Annotated in this window: 15 protein-coding genes; 11 read left to right on the plus strand and 4 right to left on the minus strand. The window is 49.8% G+C overall.

What is annotated here, in order from left to right; genetic code table 11:
- Nucleotides 1-102 precede the first annotated feature (102 nt).
- The 5 genes from AB3G37_RS11825 (at nt 103) to AB3G37_RS11845 (ending at nt 5,188) form a co-directional block, all read left to right on the plus strand.
- Nucleotides 103-1,293 (plus strand): MalY/PatB family protein, encoded by a 1,191-nt coding sequence (locus AB3G37_RS11825; RefSeq protein WP_369790828.1) that lies wholly within the window; start codon nt 103-105, stop codon nt 1,291-1,293.
- 96 nt (nt 1,294-1,389) lie between these two features.
- The gene (locus tag AB3G37_RS11830; RefSeq protein ID WP_369790829.1) at nt 1,390-2,121 is read left to right on the plus strand and encodes an amino acid ABC transporter ATP-binding protein; all 732 of its coding nucleotides are present in this window, start codon (nt 1,390-1,392) and stop codon (nt 2,119-2,121) included.
- A gap of 98 nt (nt 2,122-2,219) precedes the next feature.
- On the plus strand, nt 2,220-2,906 hold the full coding sequence (locus AB3G37_RS11835; RefSeq protein WP_369790830.1) for an amino acid ABC transporter permease: 687 nt from the start codon (nt 2,220-2,222) through the stop codon (nt 2,904-2,906).
- A gap of 72 nt (nt 2,907-2,978) precedes the next feature.
- A complete protein-coding gene (locus AB3G37_RS11840) occupies nt 2,979-3,851 on the plus strand; it encodes an amino acid ABC transporter substrate-binding protein (protein WP_369790831.1) in 873 nt (290 codons plus the stop codon).
- Between the two features lie 5 nt (nt 3,852-3,856).
- Nucleotides 3,857-5,188 carry an NtaA/DmoA family FMN-dependent monooxygenase gene (locus tag AB3G37_RS11845; protein ID WP_369790832.1) on the plus strand — a complete coding sequence of 444 codons (1,332 nt, stop codon included), beginning with the start codon at nt 3,857-3,859 and terminating at the stop codon, nt 5,186-5,188.
- Here AB3G37_RS11845 and AB3G37_RS11850 read toward each other — a convergent pair.
- Nucleotides 5,144-5,479: a cupin domain-containing protein gene (locus tag AB3G37_RS11850; RefSeq protein ID WP_369790833.1), complete on the minus strand. Its 336-nt coding sequence runs from the start codon at nt 5,477-5,479 to the stop codon at nt 5,144-5,146. The genes AB3G37_RS11845 and AB3G37_RS11850 overlap by 45 nt on opposite strands.
- Nucleotides 5,480-5,905: 426 nt before the next feature.
- On the opposite strand from AB3G37_RS11850, the gene AB3G37_RS11855 reads away from it, so the two are divergent.
- The 5 genes from AB3G37_RS11855 (at nt 5,906) to AB3G37_RS11875 (ending at nt 12,371) form a co-directional block, all read left to right on the plus strand.
- Nucleotides 5,906-7,528 carry an ABC transporter substrate-binding protein gene (locus AB3G37_RS11855; RefSeq protein WP_369790834.1) on the plus strand — a complete coding sequence of 541 codons (1,623 nt, stop codon included), beginning with the start codon at nt 5,906-5,908 and terminating at the stop codon, nt 7,526-7,528.
- Between the two features lie 56 nt (nt 7,529-7,584).
- Nucleotides 7,585-8,592, plus strand: a complete 1,008-nt coding sequence (locus AB3G37_RS11860; protein ID WP_369790835.1) for an ABC transporter permease — start codon at nt 7,585-7,587, stop codon at nt 8,590-8,592.
- Nucleotides 8,589-9,428, plus strand: a complete 840-nt coding sequence (locus tag AB3G37_RS11865; protein WP_369790836.1) for an ABC transporter permease — start codon at nt 8,589-8,591, stop codon at nt 9,426-9,428. The genes AB3G37_RS11860 and AB3G37_RS11865 overlap by 4 nt, the downstream gene beginning before the upstream one ends.
- The gene (locus AB3G37_RS11870) at nt 9,425-11,014 is read left to right on the plus strand and encodes a dipeptide ABC transporter ATP-binding protein (RefSeq protein WP_369790837.1); all 1,590 of its coding nucleotides are present in this window, start codon (nt 9,425-9,427) and stop codon (nt 11,012-11,014) included. The genes AB3G37_RS11865 and AB3G37_RS11870 overlap by 4 nt, the downstream gene beginning before the upstream one ends.
- Nucleotides 11,015-11,168: 154 nt before the next feature.
- The gene (locus AB3G37_RS11875; RefSeq protein WP_369790838.1) at nt 11,169-12,371 is read left to right on the plus strand and encodes a CynX/NimT family MFS transporter; all 1,203 of its coding nucleotides are present in this window, start codon (nt 11,169-11,171) and stop codon (nt 12,369-12,371) included.
- Nucleotides 12,372-12,377: 6 nt separating this feature from the next.
- Here AB3G37_RS11875 and AB3G37_RS11880 read toward each other — a convergent pair whose 3' ends face one another.
- From AB3G37_RS11880 to AB3G37_RS11890, 3 genes are all read right to left on the minus strand, one after another.
- Complete coding sequence (locus AB3G37_RS11880; protein ID WP_369790839.1) at nt 12,378-12,500, minus strand: hypothetical protein; 123 nt, start codon at nt 12,498-12,500, stop codon at nt 12,378-12,380.
- A gap of 276 nt (nt 12,501-12,776) precedes the next feature.
- The gene (locus AB3G37_RS11885) at nt 12,777-12,947 is read right to left on the minus strand and encodes a KGG domain-containing protein (protein WP_369790840.1); all 171 of its coding nucleotides are present in this window, start codon (nt 12,945-12,947) and stop codon (nt 12,777-12,779) included.
- Nucleotides 12,948-13,264: 317 nt separating this feature from the next.
- Nucleotides 13,265-13,891, minus strand: coding sequence for an FMN-binding negative transcriptional regulator (locus tag AB3G37_RS11890; protein WP_369790841.1), 627 nt, complete (start codon nt 13,889-13,891; stop codon nt 13,265-13,267).
- A gap of 147 nt (nt 13,892-14,038) precedes the next feature.
- Here AB3G37_RS11890 and AB3G37_RS11895 point away from each other — a divergent pair, with 147 nt between their 5' ends.
- Nucleotides 14,039-15,538 carry a PLP-dependent aminotransferase family protein gene (locus tag AB3G37_RS11895; protein WP_369790842.1) on the plus strand — a complete coding sequence of 500 codons (1,500 nt, stop codon included), beginning with the start codon at nt 14,039-14,041 and terminating at the stop codon, nt 15,536-15,538.
- Nucleotides 15,539-15,630: the final 92 nt, after the last annotated feature.

Consider the following 15,630-nt stretch of genomic DNA (forward strand, 5'->3'; position numbering starts at 1 on the left):
ATGACTCAACTCAACTTTCCAAAAGTCGTATAAGCATTATTGCTGATACACTGTTGCGATAGAATCAAGCCCTAAGATACATCTCAGAACAGGAACAAAAAATTGACTATCGCCGCCACCAGCAAGTTTGACTTTGAATCGGTCATTGAACGCCAGTCTCATCATTCCACCAAGTGGCTGGAGGTTAGTGAATTCTCGGATAGTCCATTCGGGCCAACTATCCCTCTATGGATTGCCGATATGGATTTCAAATCGCCACCCGCTGTGCGCGAGGCTTTGCAGCAGGCGGTCGAGCACGGTATTTTTGGCTACAGTGAATGGTCTGAGGATTTCTTCGAGCTTTATTGTCAATGGCAGGAAACGCGGCACGGCTGGGCTATCGACCCACAGTGGGTATTGCCCTGTGAGTCAGTGATAAGCGCCATGGACATCATTATTCGCGCCTACAGTCAGCCCGACGATGAAATCATTATTCTCTCCCCGGGTTTCGGGACGTTTAATCGCATCATCAAGCATGCAGGTCGCCGAGTCATTAACGTGCCATTGACTGAGAATCAGCGCCATTATTCGCTGGATATTACCCGCCTTGAAGCGAGCATAACACTGCGCAGCCGAATGCTGGTGTTGTGTAATCCGCATAATCCGATTGGTAAAGTCTGGAACCGTGAAGAATTAACGCAGATTGCCGAGTTTTGCCAGCGCCACGGATTATTGCTGCTGTCTGATGATGTGCATCAGGACCTGGCTATTGGAGAGGTTCCTTATACGCCGGTTGCGGGAATTGACCAACAGTTTGCCGACTTTACTCTTACCTTTACCTCGCCCTGTAAACCCTTCAACCTTGGCGGATTACCGATAACGCATCTGGTGATTAAAAATGCCGAGATCAGAGAGCTGCTCGGTCGTGAGCTTGAAGAGTTCAGTGTCCACAAGCCGAACATGCTGGGAATGATTGCCTGTGACGCAGCCTATCGCCACGGTGCAGTCTGGCTAGATGCGTTGATTGAAACTCTTCGCGTCAATTATGCGCTACTGGACGAGGGGCTGCGCAATGTGGCTAACGTGACATTATTTAACACTGAAGGGAGTTATCTGGCGTGGCTGGATTTTCGAAAAACGGGCCTGACTCAGGCTGAGCTGCAACAGCGATTGATTAAACAAGCCGGTCTATTGCTCAACAATGGGCTGAAATTTGGCGCTAACGGTGAAGGTTTTATGCGTTTAAACTTTGCCCTGCCGCAGTCTGAATTAGTGAAAGTTATCGAGCGTTTGGTCCACTGTTTTAAAGACTAAAAAATCACATAACATAAGCTGTTTTAAGCATTTGTAGTTAAAGAACAGGCAGATAATAATCCGTTGATTAGCAAACGTTAATTCTTCGGAGCCAACATGATTAATGTCAGTGGGTTAAATAAAAGCTTTAATCAATACGCCGCCCTCGCGGACGTTAATTTTTCGGTACAACGCAGTGAAGTCGTTTCAGTTATCGGGCCTTCCGGCTCAGGGAAATCGACTTTGCTGCGCTCCCTCAATTTATTGGTCAAACCCGATACCGGAACGCTACAAATTGGCGATCGGCAGATCAATGCAGAAACGCTGACGCGTAAACAAACCGCCGATTTCCGTCGTCAAACCTCAATGGTTTTCCAGCATTACAATCTGTTCAAAAATAAAACTGCGCTTGAAAACATTACCGAAATTTTGACTTGCACCCACAAGCTGAATAAAGCACAGGCACGCGAGCGTGGAATGGACCTGCTATCACAGGTGGGTCTGGCGCATAAAGCCGATGCGTATCCGGTGACGCTTTCCGGCGGTCAGCAACAGCGTGTGGGTATTGCCCGTGCCCTGAGCGTCGATCCCCAGGTTATCCTGCTAGATGAACCGACCTCTTCTCTCGACCCCGAGATGCGCCGTGACGTGCTTAATCTGATTGCCGGGCTTGCCGAACGTAATTTGACCATGATGATTGTGACGCATGAGATGAGCTTTGCCCGCGACGTTTCCGACCGCATATTCTTTATGGAACACGGGAAAATCATTGAACAGGGAAAGCCTTCGCAGATATTTACCGCTTCTGCCGAGAATCGTACCCGCGCATTTCTGCATGATTTTGCCTGAGCCAGGTTATTATTTTTTACAAAGCCTAACCCTTGTTTGCAAAGAATCTACATCTGCTTGCCAAATCTTATAATCTATCGTTTACGGAAAGTCCTGCCATGAATTTTGATTTTCGCTATATGCTGAGCATTATTCCGCAAATCCTCGGCTATTTGCCGGTAACGCTACTGATTTCTTTTTTATCTATTCTACTGGCGACGGTGTTGGGGATTATTTTCGCCCTGCTGCTGCGTTTCAAAAATCACTCAGGGGTTTTAAAACTCCTGCCTGCCTTTGCCCATCTGTATATTTCTTTCTTTCGTGGAACACCAGTATTAGTCCAGCTATTAATTATCTATTTCGGCTTGCCACAGTTATTTCCCGCGTTGAACTCAATGAGCGCGCTTAATGCAGTGGTGCTTGGCCTTAGCCTGAACACCTCGGCGTATTTGGCGGAAATATTTCGCGCGGCTATCGATTCCGTTGACAAAGGCCAGCTAGAGGCCTCTCTGGCATCAGGACTTACTGTGTTTCAAGCCTCATGGCGCATCGTTTTCCCACAGGCCTGCCGCAATGCCATACCGGCTACGGGAAATGTTTATATCGGACTCATAAAGAACTCATCGCTGGCCTTTACGCTTGGCGTGACAGAACTATTGGCCGCCGGGAAATTAGCCGCCACCGAATCACTTAAATATTTTGAAGCCTACTTTGCGGTGGGCCTTATTTACTGGGCAATGACCATTATTCTGAGCGAATTACAGCGTCGCCTCGAAAGGTTCGTGAATAAGCCCTATCTTCATTGATAAGACAAAGACATTGATAAAAAAGACATTAATAAGACTAAGACACTAATAAATTAATCAAGGAATACGATAATGAAGCTGCTAAAAATGGCGATCATCGCCAGCTCAGTACTTCTGCTTAATGCCTGCGATAAACCCGCGTCTCAGGCAGAGGTCGATAACACGCCAGTACTACGTGTCGGTACTTCTCCAGACGGTTATCCACACTATTTTGTCGAGAATGGTCAGGTCAAAGGCTTTAGCGTGGATATCCTCAACGCGATTGGCGATAAAATTCATTATAAAATCCAGTGGGTCACCTCGGACTGGGTCGGCGTGCTCGGCTCTCTGGAAACGGGAAAAGTAGATACTGTGGGAAACTTTGCCGATACGCCGGAGCGTCGCCAAAAGTATGACTTTAGCAATCCCTATTACTACAGCGCGGCACAGCTGGCGGTCAGCATTAATAACAAGACTATCCACGGCTTGCAGGATATGAAAGGTAAAACCGTGGCCGCCGATCTGGGTTCTAACTATGCCAACGTACTGAAAGAATACGACCCGCAAAATCAAATAAAGCTGGTGAATTTCGAGGGGCAAGACGTGGTGCTTAACGCCGTGGCGCAGGGCAAGGTTGATGCCTATGTTTCAGGGCAAGTGATATTGCTTGGCCGCATCAAGCACAGCCACCTTCCGCTAAAAGTGGTGGGCGAACCGTTTGGTGTTAAACAGGTGGCTCTGCCATTCCGTAAAGATCCGCGTGGTGAAGCATTGCGTAAAAAAGTGGATGTCGCGCTGGAGCAGCTTCGCGCCGATGGGACGCTGAGCAAAATTTCTGAAAAGTGGTTTGACCGCGACCTGAGTGTGAAACCTTCAAACAGTTCAGCTCCGCCTGCTACAACCGCTCCCGTCACTACCAATGTAACTGCCACTACCACGACTACTACCAGCTCAACGAAAGGATAATCGTCATGTCTTCGCTACACCTTGCCCTGTTTCTTGACCCTACCGGCTGCCACTATGCCGGCTGGCGCATGCCCTCGGCCAAAAAAGTCCCACAAGCCTCTGAATGGTCGGTGTTAAAAGATTTAACCCTGAAAGCTGAGGCCGCCAAATTTGATATGGTCTTTATGGCTGACAAGTTATCAATTGACGATATCTATAACCGCAGCTTTGCCGATGCCGTCCATCATCGCATTACAGAGCGTCCGGAACCCTTTTCAGTGCTTTCTGCTTTAGGCGCCGTAACAGAAAAAATTGGCCTCGCCGGCACGGTCTCCAGTTCGTTTATTCAGCCCTTTGCCGCCGCGCGAACCTTAGCGACGCTTGACCATCTTACCGGCGGGCGCGCAGCGTGGAATGTTGTAACCTCGACCAGCGATGCCGAAGCCAGCAATTTTGGACAACAGTTGTTAAGCCATGACCAGCGTTATCTGAAAGCCGAAGCTTTTATTGATGCCGTGCGCACTCTCTGGGATACCTGGGACGATAACGCCATTATCGGCGATCGTGAAAACGGCGTTTACGCCATTGGGGAACGCATTCGCTACGCCGATATCGATAATGACTGGTTCAAGGTTAAAGGCCCGTTAAACGTGCCGCGCTCGCCGCAGGGCCATCCGGTGACTATTCAGGCTGGAGGTTCAGGCGCCTTTACCGCCCTGGCCGCACGTAAGGCTGACGCTATTTTTGCCGCCGAAAAACCAAATTTGGCCTCTGCCCAGCAGTATTATGCCCAGTTGAAAAAACAGGTTGCCGAGCAGGGTCGATCGCCGGACAGCCTCAAAGTGTTGCCGGGTCTGCAACCGATTATAGGTGCGACTCAAAAAGAAGCTGATGATTTGTTGAATGAATTGACGCAGTTACATCATCCGCTGGCGACGCTGAGTCACCTTTCCAATACCATGAACTACGACTGGGGACAGCATAAGCTGGACGAGGCCGTGCCGGATATTGCTGCCCAGCTGGGTCGTCGCGAGCGCTTTGAGCCGATGCTAAATCATGCTCGTGAAAACGGTATGACCCTGCGTCAGTTTGCAAAATGGGTCGCTCGTTCTGGCTTTATCGTGGCGGGTACTGCTGAATCTCTGGCTGAGCGCATCGCTACCTGGTATCAAGAGCGCGCGGTGGATGGTTTTGTGATTATGCCTCCTTATGTGCCCGGCGCTTCGGATGATTTCTTTACCAAAGTGGTGCCGATCCTACAGGAAAGAGGCGTATTCAGGAGTGAGTATCAGGCTGATACGTTACGCGGTCACTTAGGCCTTGAGCGTCCTAGTCGTAGGGTAAATCGATTCGGGTAAATCGATAATCACCAGTGTGCCAAAGCTGCCAGACTCCACCGTGTGAGGAATGCCCGCTTTGGCCACATACAGCTCACCTGCCTCCACGATGAATTTTTCACCCGCAATGCCGAGCTGCAGACGCCCGTTGATAACCAATAAACCTTCATCATAATCATGGACCTCTTCAATTACCGAACGCTCATCCATCCGTAACACTTTAATATTAGCGTGGCCGACACGGCCTAATACGCGCGAACGCCACGCTTGAGGTAATTCATTGGCTTCTTGTTGCAAAGAATAAAGAGACATCAGGCGATTTCCTTTTACTGTTTTATTATTTAAAAAAGAACGCAATAAAAAAGGTTCAAAATAAAGGCAATCAATGCCCTTAATTTTGAACCCTCTTTGTCATATCGTTTTTCAGCTATTACTGTGTCTAAAGATATTGCTGTGTCTAAAGAATCAATGTCAGGAAAATCTGAAGCTATTACCGCTGCCAAATTGAGTAAACCGTAGAAATTGACGAAGATGAAACAAATTTTTGAGCATAGATTAGCGATAAAAAAGATAACCGACATCCGTTAACGGCCTAAGTCATTTCCCTCCATTATTAAGCAACTAAAGTGATTTTACATCCCCGCAACCCTCCATTAATAATCGTCTCGCTCTACCTTATGAAGGCGCAGGATGCTTTTATTTTTTGCTTTCAATTATTCTTACCACGATGGGAAATTTATGAAGACTTCTACCGCGATTCACTCTTTTTCTGCCCTGACACTATTAATACTTTCTGTATCGCACCCGCTTTATGCTGCTGAAAAACCACAACAGGGCGGCGATTTAACCTGGGGCGTAGAAGTTGAGCCAAGTACGTTAAATCCGCAGCTAAACGGACAAGATAAAACCGAGCTGTTACTCAGAGAATCCTACGAGTCCCTACTAGCGCGCAAACCCGACGGCAGCTATATTCCCTGGTTGGCAAAAGCTTATAAAGTCTCCGACGATGGCAAAACTTACACCTTTACTCTGCGCGATGACGTCAAATTCTCTAACGGCGAAAAGTTCGATGCCGAGGCGGTAGCCGAAAACTTTCGCCATTTGCAGGACCCGTCTTATACCGCGGGTTCTAGTTTAAGCGTATTTGGCGCGCGCATTGCCAATATCGCTACTCCCGATGACCATACCGTCGTCATTACCTTGAAAGAGGTTTACAGCCCGTTCCTTTCATTCTCTAGCTATCTAAGGTTGCTGTCACCGTCATCGTGGAAATCATCGCAGCTAAAATCCGGTGGCCCAGAAATCATCGGTACCGGTCCATTTATTCTTAAAAGCTACCAAAAAGGTCAGCAAATCCGGTTCGTGCGCAATCCTGATTATCACTGGGCTCCAGCTTATGCCGCGCATCAGGGGCCAGCCTGGCTCAATAGCGTGACTTATCGTTTCCTGCCTGAATCCTCGGTAAGAACTGGCGCGCTATTGTCGGGTCAGGTTGATGTTATTGAAGGTATTTCTGGCAATGACGCAGCCGAGTTTGAAAATAATGCCGATTTCACCTATCAACATGCTTTAAACACCGGCACTCCTTATTCCCTGTTTCTGAATGTTAAATATGGCCCCACTCAGGAGCTGAAAGTGCGTCAGGCGATATTACAGGGATTAGATATCGGCCAGATTCTGAAATCGATTTATCGCGGCAATCGTACTCGCGTGTGGGGTATTACCTCGCCGCTGGACCCTTTCTATGACAACAGTCTGGAAGGCAAATACGGCAATAATCCTCAGCTTGCCAACAAACTGCTTGATGAGGCGGGTTGGACGAAAAGAGACAGCAGCGGCATTCGTACCAAAGACGGGAAAGCGCTAACGATAGAAATTATTCAGGCGCAGGCTACTGTCCGCGACCAGCGTGATGTGCTGCTACAGGCCTTGCAGGCCGATGCCAGACAAAAGCTGGGCATTGACCTGAAGATTCGCTATGTCGATTCCGGCACCTATACCGAAGTACGTCAAAACGGTAAATTTGGCTCGATTGCCAACTCCAATACGCCGACTGACGGTATCGATATTGAAAACCATTATCTGCCGATTAATGCAGGCGGATCAATCAACTACAGCCGTACCGATGCTCCGGAAATATTACCATTGCTGCGCGCCGCCTGGCAGACCCTCGACAACGCAAAACGTAAAGCCTTGTACGGGCAATTACAAAATTTTGCTATTGCCCAGCAGGCGCTGGCTATCCCGCTCTATGAGCCAGAAGACGAGATTGCCGCCGCCAGCTACGTTCACGGTATTGGTTTCCGCCCATTCAAACAGATGCCGGAAAATACCTATGACGTTTGGGTCAGCCAGCATTGATCAGTAAAAACAGGCATTGATCGGCAATAAACGAAGTCAGCACGAGGATTTATATAATGTCAGTTGACAGCACGCTCACGACCGAGCAGCAGTCCGAGCGTAAGCCACGCAGGCAGTCTGTGTTAGTAAACCGTATCGCCAAACGAATTCTGAGCGGTGCGCTGGTGCTGTGGGCGGCGGTAACGCTGTCCTTTATTAGCGTCTATTTGGCACCTGGAGATATTGTCAGTCTGTTGATTGGCGAGCAGGTTCGTACCCCGGAAATTGAAGCAGCAATTCGCGCCGAATGGGGTCTGACACAGCCGCTGTATATGCAATATTTTCACTATCTATGGCGCATCCTGCATGGCGACTTTGGTCGTTCTTACTTGCTTAACACCGACGTTACCGGGCTGATTTTAAGCCAACTTTGGCCAACGTTAAAACTCACCGGACTGGCACTGGTGGTAAGCATTGTATTTGCCGTCATTATGGCAGTCGCCACCGCTCACCGCCGCTGGGGTCGTCGCATTGCCGGGTCGTTGGAGCTGTTACTGGCTTCAACGCCGTCGTTCTGGCTGGGGATTGTGCTGCTGTTTATCTTCAGCTTTACCCTGCGCTGGTTCCCGGTAGCCGGTGATCGCAGCTTCTCTTCGCTGGTGCTTCCGGCACTGTCTTTAGGACTGGCTCAGGGCGCGGTGATTGCACAAGTATTGCGTCGCGGGCTGGAAGACGCACTCGATGAACCTTTTGCCCTGACGCTGCGCGCATGGGGAATTGGCAATCTCACCATTCGCCTGCGTCATGCATTGCGCCACGCGGCTTTGCCTGCGGTAACTCTGACGGGCTGGCTGATTGGTGGCCTGCTTAGCGGTGCGGTTATCACCGAGCAAGTCTTTGGCCGTCCCGGTTTAGGGAAAATCACCGTCGATGCCGTGTTAGGCAAAGACCTGCCGGTGGTGCTGGCCGTGGCTATTTTTTCTGCCTTTGTGTATGTCGCGATGAGTACGCTGGTCGACATTCTTTACCTGCTAATCGACCCACGCCTGCGCGAAGGCGATGCTCCAGGCGAGGAAAAGTCATGAGCCAGACTCTTTCTGGCGTTGGCGTAAAACGTCAATATTCCCTTGGCTACGGTCTGGCCGTATTTTATCTCTTTTTAGTGTTACTGGCCGTGGCGTTGCCTGGATTGATCAGTCATTACGACCCACTCAGTGCCGATCCGCTTAACTCCATGCTGCCCCCTTCCTGGCAACACTTGCTTGGCACTGACCAACTGGGCCGTGACGTGCTGACCCGCATTATTTATGGCAGCCGTTATTCGATGCTGATTAGCCTCGCGGCGATGGCGATTGCTGTCACGATTGGCACCATGCTCGGGCTGTTGGCCGGTCTGGGAAAAGGTCCGGTAGACGAGTTTATCAGCCGCACAGTGGATGTTATCTCCGCCTTCCCCGACCTGCTGCTGGCCCTGATGCTGATTGCCTTTACAGGGCCTGGAACGATTAACCTGATTTTTGCTCTCGGCGTCGCTTCCATTCCACGCTTTACCCGCGTAGTAAGAGCACAAACGTTTGTTGTTATGTCATCAGGTTACGTTGAACAGGCACGCACCTTTGGTCTAAAACGCCGCGTGCTTATCTGGAGACACGTTCTGCCGCATGCCATCGCTCACGTACCGGCATTGGCAACATTAGGGTTAGGCACCGCGATTATTGGCACTGCCGGCCTGAGCTTTTTAGGAATGGGGCCTCAGCCACCCACGGCGGAATGGGGTCTGATGCTGGCAGAAGGCAGAAACTATTTACGAAATGCCTGGTGGATTGCCGCTTTCCCCGGCGTCGCCATTACCCTGACCGTAATTTCGGTCAACACGCTGGGCCGTTACTGGCAGGCTGCTTTTGAAGGAAAACAATCATGAGCCAGGAACTGTTTATCGACATCCAAAACCTGCGGATTCGCTTTGGCGATAAAACGGTGATCGGGGGGCTAAATCTGCAATTGAAACACGGCGAGTCCGTCGCCTTTGTCGGCGAATCCGGTTCAGGTAAAACGGTAACGGCACGCAGCCTGTTGGGCTTGCAGGATGCCAAAGCCAGTATCACCGCCGATCGATTTCTGATTAACGGTGAAGACATGCTTGGGGCCAGCCAACGTCGCTGGCGTAAAATTCGCGGCAAACAAATAGGTTACGTGTTGCAGGATGCATTGGTGTCACTCGATCCGCTGCGCCAGATTGGTCAGCAGCTCGGTGATGCCCTGACTGCCAGCCAAAGTATCGCGCGCGGTTTTCTGCGTGCACAGTCAGTGGCGTTACTAAAATCGGTGGGTATGCCCGATGCCGAAGCTCGATTGAGCGCCTATCCGCACCAACTGTCGGGCGGCCTGCGTCAAAGGGCATTAATCGCGACCGCGTTGGCTGGCAAGCCCAGCCTGCTAATTGCCGATGAGCCCACTACCGCGCTGGACATGACGGTACAAAAGCAGATCCTCGATTTGCTGCAAAAACGACGCGATAACGGGCAAAGCCTGCTGCTGATTAGCCACGATTTGTCCGTGGTTGGACAGCTGGCTGACCGTATTCTGGTGATGAAAGACGGCGAGGTGGTAGAGGAAGGCAATGGGCAAATCCTGCTGCGTTCCCCACAGCATCCTTATACAAAACAGTTGCTCGCCGCAATACCCAGTCCGGCAACGCGTGGCTTTAAACTTTCTGGAGAGCCTGGGCAGCCATTACCGGCAAAAACGATTTCTACCGCTGACCCCGTGCTGGAAGCCAGCGGGCTGTTTAAACAATACGCCAAAAAAACGGTGGTTAATCAGGTTAGCTTCACCCTTTCTGCGGGAGAAACGTTAGGGATTGTCGGCGAATCTGGCTCAGGGAAATCTACCGTCGCCAAAATGGTGATGGGATTAATTGAGCCAGGCAGCGGGACGATTAGCATTCAGGGCCAGCGCTGGAGCCAGGTGCCGGAGTCGGAACGTCGTCTGCGCCGCCGCGGGATCCAGTTAATCGCCCAAGACCCGCTAAGTTCGTTCGATCCGCGCTATAACGTGGAAAAAATCATTGGTGAAAGCCTCGACAGTGTAGAGATTTACGGCGACGAGCGTAAACGCCGCATTCGACAACTGTTGGATGAGGTGCAGCTTGGGCCTGGCTTTATGAGCCGCTATCCTCGAGAGTTATCCGGTGGTCAGCGCCAACGTATTGCCATTGCCCGCGCTTTTGCGCCAAACCCGGCATTGCTGATAGCCGATGAACCGGTGAGCGCACTGGACGTATCAGTACAGGCACAAGTACTGGATTTGCTGGCAGAAATGCAGGCTGAACATCATACCGCCCTGCTGTTTATCTCTCACGATCTCGGCGTGGTTCATCATATTGCCGACCACGTGGCGGTAATGAAAGACGGCGTGGTGGTTGAGCAAGGTCAGGTTGATAACGTGTTTTATCGCCCGGCACACCCGTGGACTCAGCAGCTGATTAACTCATTGCCAACCTTCTGACTTGAGTCATTTTCTCAAAGGGCGGGACTTTACAGAGCATAAACAACTCGGTAGTATCCCGGCCAGACATCAGGGAAATCACCCTTTTGCGTAAGCGTTAACGTTAACCAACGCACCATTTGCAGGCTTGATCTGCTTATTGTGCGGTGATTTTATGACTCAGCCCCAACCTTCTTTTGCACGTTCCTCTGTTATTTCCAGCCCCGGTTTCTTTCTATTTATCGTTTTGATTACCGCTGCAAACCTCCGTACACCGATCACTGCGCCCGGCCCGATTCTGGAAAATATTCGCGTGACCTTTGGCCTGAGTGCCTCAGCGGCAGGATTGCTGAATTTTATTCCTTTGATGATGTTCGCGGTTGTAGCGCCTGTCGCCTCATGGCTAAGTTATAGAATCGGTCTGGAGAAGAGTCTCTTTGGTGCAGTTTGCCTGATTACATTAGGGTCGATACTGCGTATCGCGCTGGGTGAATCGGGTTTATGGCTGGGAACTACGCTGCTGAGTGGCGGGATTGCCGCGGCCAACGTGCTGTTACCGCCCTTAATCAAGCGTGATTTTAAACAACATACCGCGAAATATATTGGCCTTTATGCCTCAACCATGGCGATTACTGCCAGTCTGGCATCGGGCATTGCCGTACCTCTGGCACAGGTAACCTCTCTCGGCTGGCATCTTTCAGTGGGGGTCTGGATTATTCCTGCGATTGTCGCGACTCTGGTTTGGTTACCGCTGCTAAAGACGTTTCCCTATGTTCATACGGCGCAAACAGCCACCAGCAAAATGCTGAAATCTCCGTGGCGTTCGGCACTAGGTTGGCAAGTTTCGCTATTTATGGCGGCACAATCTATGGTGTTCTACACCTTGATTGACTGGTTTACCCCTTACGCACAGGCAAACGGTTTTAGCCAGATTTCTGCGGGATGGTTGCTGTTTATTTACCAGGCAATTTCTATTGTTGCCAATCTGGCCTGCATGAAAGCGTTGAAGAGAATGAAAGATCAGCGGCTGATTGGATTTAGCGCTTCGCTGGCCATTTTTATCGGCCTCGGCGGGCTTTATCTCGCCCCACATTATGCTCTGCTATGGCTGATTATTGCGGGTTTGGGCGCGGGAGCTTCAATGGTGACCTGCCTGTCATTGTTCAATCTGCGCGCTGCGGATCACCATCAGGCTGCCCAGCTTTCAGGCATGGGGCAATGTGTTGGTTATGGTATTGCGGCTCTTGGCCCGCTGATTTTTGGCATGCTGCACCAGTTCAGCGGCAACTGGACACTGCCGCTGTTCGCGTTGCTTGCCATTAGCCTGTCACAGATGGTGTTATCCGTGCTGGCTGGGCGCGCAAAACAAATTGGCTAAAGGCGCTTACGATTTTTGACCTGGTTCTGGCATTTTAGACGGGTCATCTTTCGCATAATCCGGCTGTGGATTATCCTTCACGCGTTTGAAATCTTCATTAGCCTTGTCTAGATCGCTATTCTTGCACATTTTTATTTACTCCTCCTTAAGTCGTATCTCGTCTCATAATGTTATTTAAAAGCCTACTTAACATGTCTACTTAAAAAACTGTTTTTAGAAACATGGCTTTCTAAACAAATCTATTTAAAGAGCTTGTTTTAAAAACCTACCTAAGTGAATTATTTAACCATTACATTAAATTATCGACTTAAAATTAGCATCGACTTAAAAATAACGAGGCCCACAGACAGTGCCGTGGGCCGGATAGCAATAATTCATAAATCACTTATCCAAATAGATTTTGGATTAGTGACTACCATGACTATTTTTGCCACCTTTTTTACCTGCTTCACTGGCACGCTCACGGTCATCGGCAAAATTCCCTTTGCCATGTTTGTTACCGCCTTTTTTGTCCGGTTCTGTAGATTTATCATGATTATCTGCAGCATTACCGGTACCACCACGATGCTCGGCCATAATATCCTCCTAACGGATAAGTTCTGTCCTTTTAAAGGCTTTCCATTTGCAAAGTAACATCCTGTTATAAGCCTATATTAAGAGCATGATGCTCGAAACTAATAATAGTGCAGCCTTTAATTATGTCAAAAAAAGCATCGTTATTTTAACCAAATACTTATAACCTGTTAATTAGTAAAAATAAATAACAGATAATGGCGGGGTTATTTATAATGCATTAAATTTCACAGAGTTAAATAAGTTAATTTTTATATGTATTTTTTAAAAAAGCTAATCAGGTTTTAAGCTTTGTCATTAGCTCGTATAAATAACCAGCTTTATTTTAAATGCCTAAGCATCGCCTTCCCTACAGTTTCGTTCCCCGTCTTAAGCAAGTTTTCGCCCGCGCCTTGTAGATCTTCAGCCGGTTTATTTTGTCCGAGTTTAAACGCACCAATAATGTCTTTAATGATAATCTCGATGCCCACCACGCCTTTAAGCATGCTGTTAATAAAATCGTCAGGTGAATCAGTCATCTTCCATGGATTCGCCTGTGAAGCCTCGTGCTGATGAGTGAGACCAGCCAATATTTCACGCAGAAACTGCGCATCGTGATGAAAGGCAATCTTTCCACGGGCGTGAACCACGCGGTAATTCCAGGTCGGCACCTGACGATGGGTGTGCTGCTTGCTTGGGTACCAGTTTGGCGAGATATAGGCGTCGCCACCGTGAAAAACCACCAGCACGTCGGCATCCTGTTCAACCTGCTGCCAAAGTGGATTAGCACGGGCAATATGGCCACGCAGGCGAGTCTCTCCCTGCTGCTGGCTGACAACCTCAAAAGGAATATGGATGGCATCGAGCTCACCCTGCCCCTGAGTCATTAAGGTCCCCAGTGGATATTGTTCAATGAGTTCAAACAGCACTTCAGGGCGCGTTTCTTTGAACGCAGCGGCAATATACATCGTCTGTCTCCAGTGATTGTTGCTATCGATTTAAAGGGTCAGTCAGTGCTGTAAATTATGCCGTTAGTGGTTTAATGTTAAGTGCCACTTTCATGAAAAATTGATAAGCCACTTTTGTCAATCTTCCTATAAATCAGAAGACTGAAAATGCCCAGAAAAGCGAAAATTGTTGAGATTCCTGCCATCGGAGAATTAGACAGGCCGGCTGGACAGCTGAGCCTGCAGTTGGCTAAAGCCCTAAAAAAGGCCATACAGCGCGGGGAACTCAAGTCTGGCGATCTGCTGCCTTCAACCCGCACGCTGTCCGCAGCGCTTAAGCTGGCGAGAGGTACAGTAATTGAAGCCTTTGAACAGCTGACCGCTGAAGGTTTTTTCGACGCCGTGCGCGGCTCCGGCACGCGAGTGGCTGTGCAGCTTCCTGCGGGTGAAATCCACCAGCCCGATTCAGAAAGTCGAGATAAAAACGATGCGCCCCCCCTTTCCGCCCAGGCCGAACGTTATGCTCATGCTGCAAGTCGGATAACCACTCTGCAACCCGTGCCGTTTGCGGTCTCAGTGCCTGCCGGCCCAACACTGCCTGATGATATCTGGCGGCGTATCGGTAACAGAATCAGGGCCAAAGGACCTGGCGCGCCCTCGGGATACCACATTCCGGCGGGCGCGCTGCCTTTACGTGAGGCCATCGCGGAATATGTCAGAAAGTCGCGATCGGTGCATTGCTCGGCGCAACAGGTCATTGTTACGGCGGGTACTCAGCAGGGACTGTATCTTTCAACGCAAGTATTGCTCGATTCCGCCGATAAAGCCTGGGTAGAGGATCCTGCCTATCATGGCATTACTTCAATTTTTGAAAGCACCGGGCGGAGCACGCAGATGATCCGCGTCCCGCTTGATGAAGAAGGTCTCGATGTGAATCGGGGCATTGAGCTGTTTGCGGCTGCGAAAGCCGCATTTGTCACGCCTTCGCATCAGTATCCGGTGGGTATGCCAATGAGTATGTCACGGCGGCTGGCGTTGATTGACTGGTCTAAAGCTCAGCAGTCATGGATTGTTGAAGACGATTATGACAGCGAGCTGCGTTACGAAGGTCACCCTTTTCCGTCATTGCAGGGTCTGGCTCCCGAGCGAGTGGTCTATCTGGGTACTTTCAGCAAGATTCTGTTTCCGTCGCTGCGTATAGGTTATGTCGTCGTGCCCGAAAAGTTGGTAGATGCTTACTGTGGAGCCCGCATGTTGATTGACCGACACGCGCCGATTGCCGACCAATATGTGCTCGCTGCTTTTATGGAGGAAGGCCATCTCGACAGGCATATCCGCCGCATGCGCAGTGTCTATGCTGAAAAACGGGCTGTGATGATTACTGCAATCAGGCAATTTTTCGAGCCTGAGCTGGCATGGCTGCAACCGGGAGACCAGGGAATGCACATGGTGTTATGGCTTAACCCGGCATTGGACGATAAAAAGGTGGTAAATCATGCTATTGCCGCCGGTATTTCCGTACGTGCGGTTTCGCCAATGTTTAGCCCGCACCTTGCCCGCCCCGGTCTGATCCTTGGGCTGGGCGGTTTTAGCGATCAACAGATTATTGCAGCGGTGATCAAGCTTGCTGAGGTTATCCGTCAACAACTTCGAAAAATTAACGATTAACGCATCCCTCTATCGTTCTTAAATTACGCTGAAACTGTTATCAACATTCTGGTTCAGCCTATGAGCCATTTTCAGACAAACTGAAGAGTCCA

The sequence above is a fragment of the Rouxiella sp. WC2420 genome (genome assembly GCF_041200025.1).
Classification (GTDB): Bacteria; Pseudomonadota; Gammaproteobacteria; order Enterobacterales; family Enterobacteriaceae; genus Rouxiella.

What these genes read in the sequence shown, in the direction of transcription:
- AB3G37_RS11830 (WP_369790829.1), top strand. Translation starts at nt 1,390, where the DNA reads ATGATTAATGTCAGTGGGTTAAATAAAAGCTTTAATCAATACGCCGCC.
- AB3G37_RS11835 (WP_369790830.1), top strand. Translation starts at nt 2,220, where the DNA reads ATGAATTTTGATTTTCGCTATATGCTGAGCATTATTCCGCAAATCCTC.
- AB3G37_RS11840 (WP_369790831.1), top strand. Translation starts at nt 2,979, where the DNA reads ATGAAGCTGCTAAAAATGGCGATCATCGCCAGCTCAGTACTTCTGCTT.
- AB3G37_RS11845 (WP_369790832.1), top strand. Translation starts at nt 3,857, where the DNA reads ATGTCTTCGCTACACCTTGCCCTGTTTCTTGACCCTACCGGCTGCCAC.
- AB3G37_RS11850 (WP_369790833.1), bottom strand. Translation starts at nt 5,479, where the DNA reads ATGTCTCTTTATTCTTTGCAACAAGAAGCCAATGAATTACCTCAAGCG.
- AB3G37_RS11855 (WP_369790834.1), top strand. Translation starts at nt 5,906, where the DNA reads ATGAAGACTTCTACCGCGATTCACTCTTTTTCTGCCCTGACACTATTA.
- AB3G37_RS11860 (WP_369790835.1), top strand. Translation starts at nt 7,585, where the DNA reads ATGTCAGTTGACAGCACGCTCACGACCGAGCAGCAGTCCGAGCGTAAG.
- AB3G37_RS11865 (WP_369790836.1), top strand. Translation starts at nt 8,589, where the DNA reads ATGAGCCAGACTCTTTCTGGCGTTGGCGTAAAACGTCAATATTCCCTT.
- AB3G37_RS11870 (WP_369790837.1), top strand. Translation starts at nt 9,425, where the DNA reads ATGAGCCAGGAACTGTTTATCGACATCCAAAACCTGCGGATTCGCTTT.
- AB3G37_RS11875 (WP_369790838.1), top strand. Translation starts at nt 11,169, where the DNA reads ATGACTCAGCCCCAACCTTCTTTTGCACGTTCCTCTGTTATTTCCAGC.
- AB3G37_RS11880 (WP_369790839.1), bottom strand. Translation starts at nt 12,500, where the DNA reads ATGTGCAAGAATAGCGATCTAGACAAGGCTAATGAAGATTTCAAACGC.
- AB3G37_RS11885 (WP_369790840.1), bottom strand. Translation starts at nt 12,947, where the DNA reads ATGGCCGAGCATCGTGGTGGTACCGGTAATGCTGCAGATAATCATGAT.
- AB3G37_RS11890 (WP_369790841.1), bottom strand. Translation starts at nt 13,891, where the DNA reads ATGTATATTGCCGCTGCGTTCAAAGAAACGCGCCCTGAAGTGCTGTTT.
- AB3G37_RS11895 (WP_369790842.1), top strand. Translation starts at nt 14,039, where the DNA reads ATGCCCAGAAAAGCGAAAATTGTTGAGATTCCTGCCATCGGAGAATTA.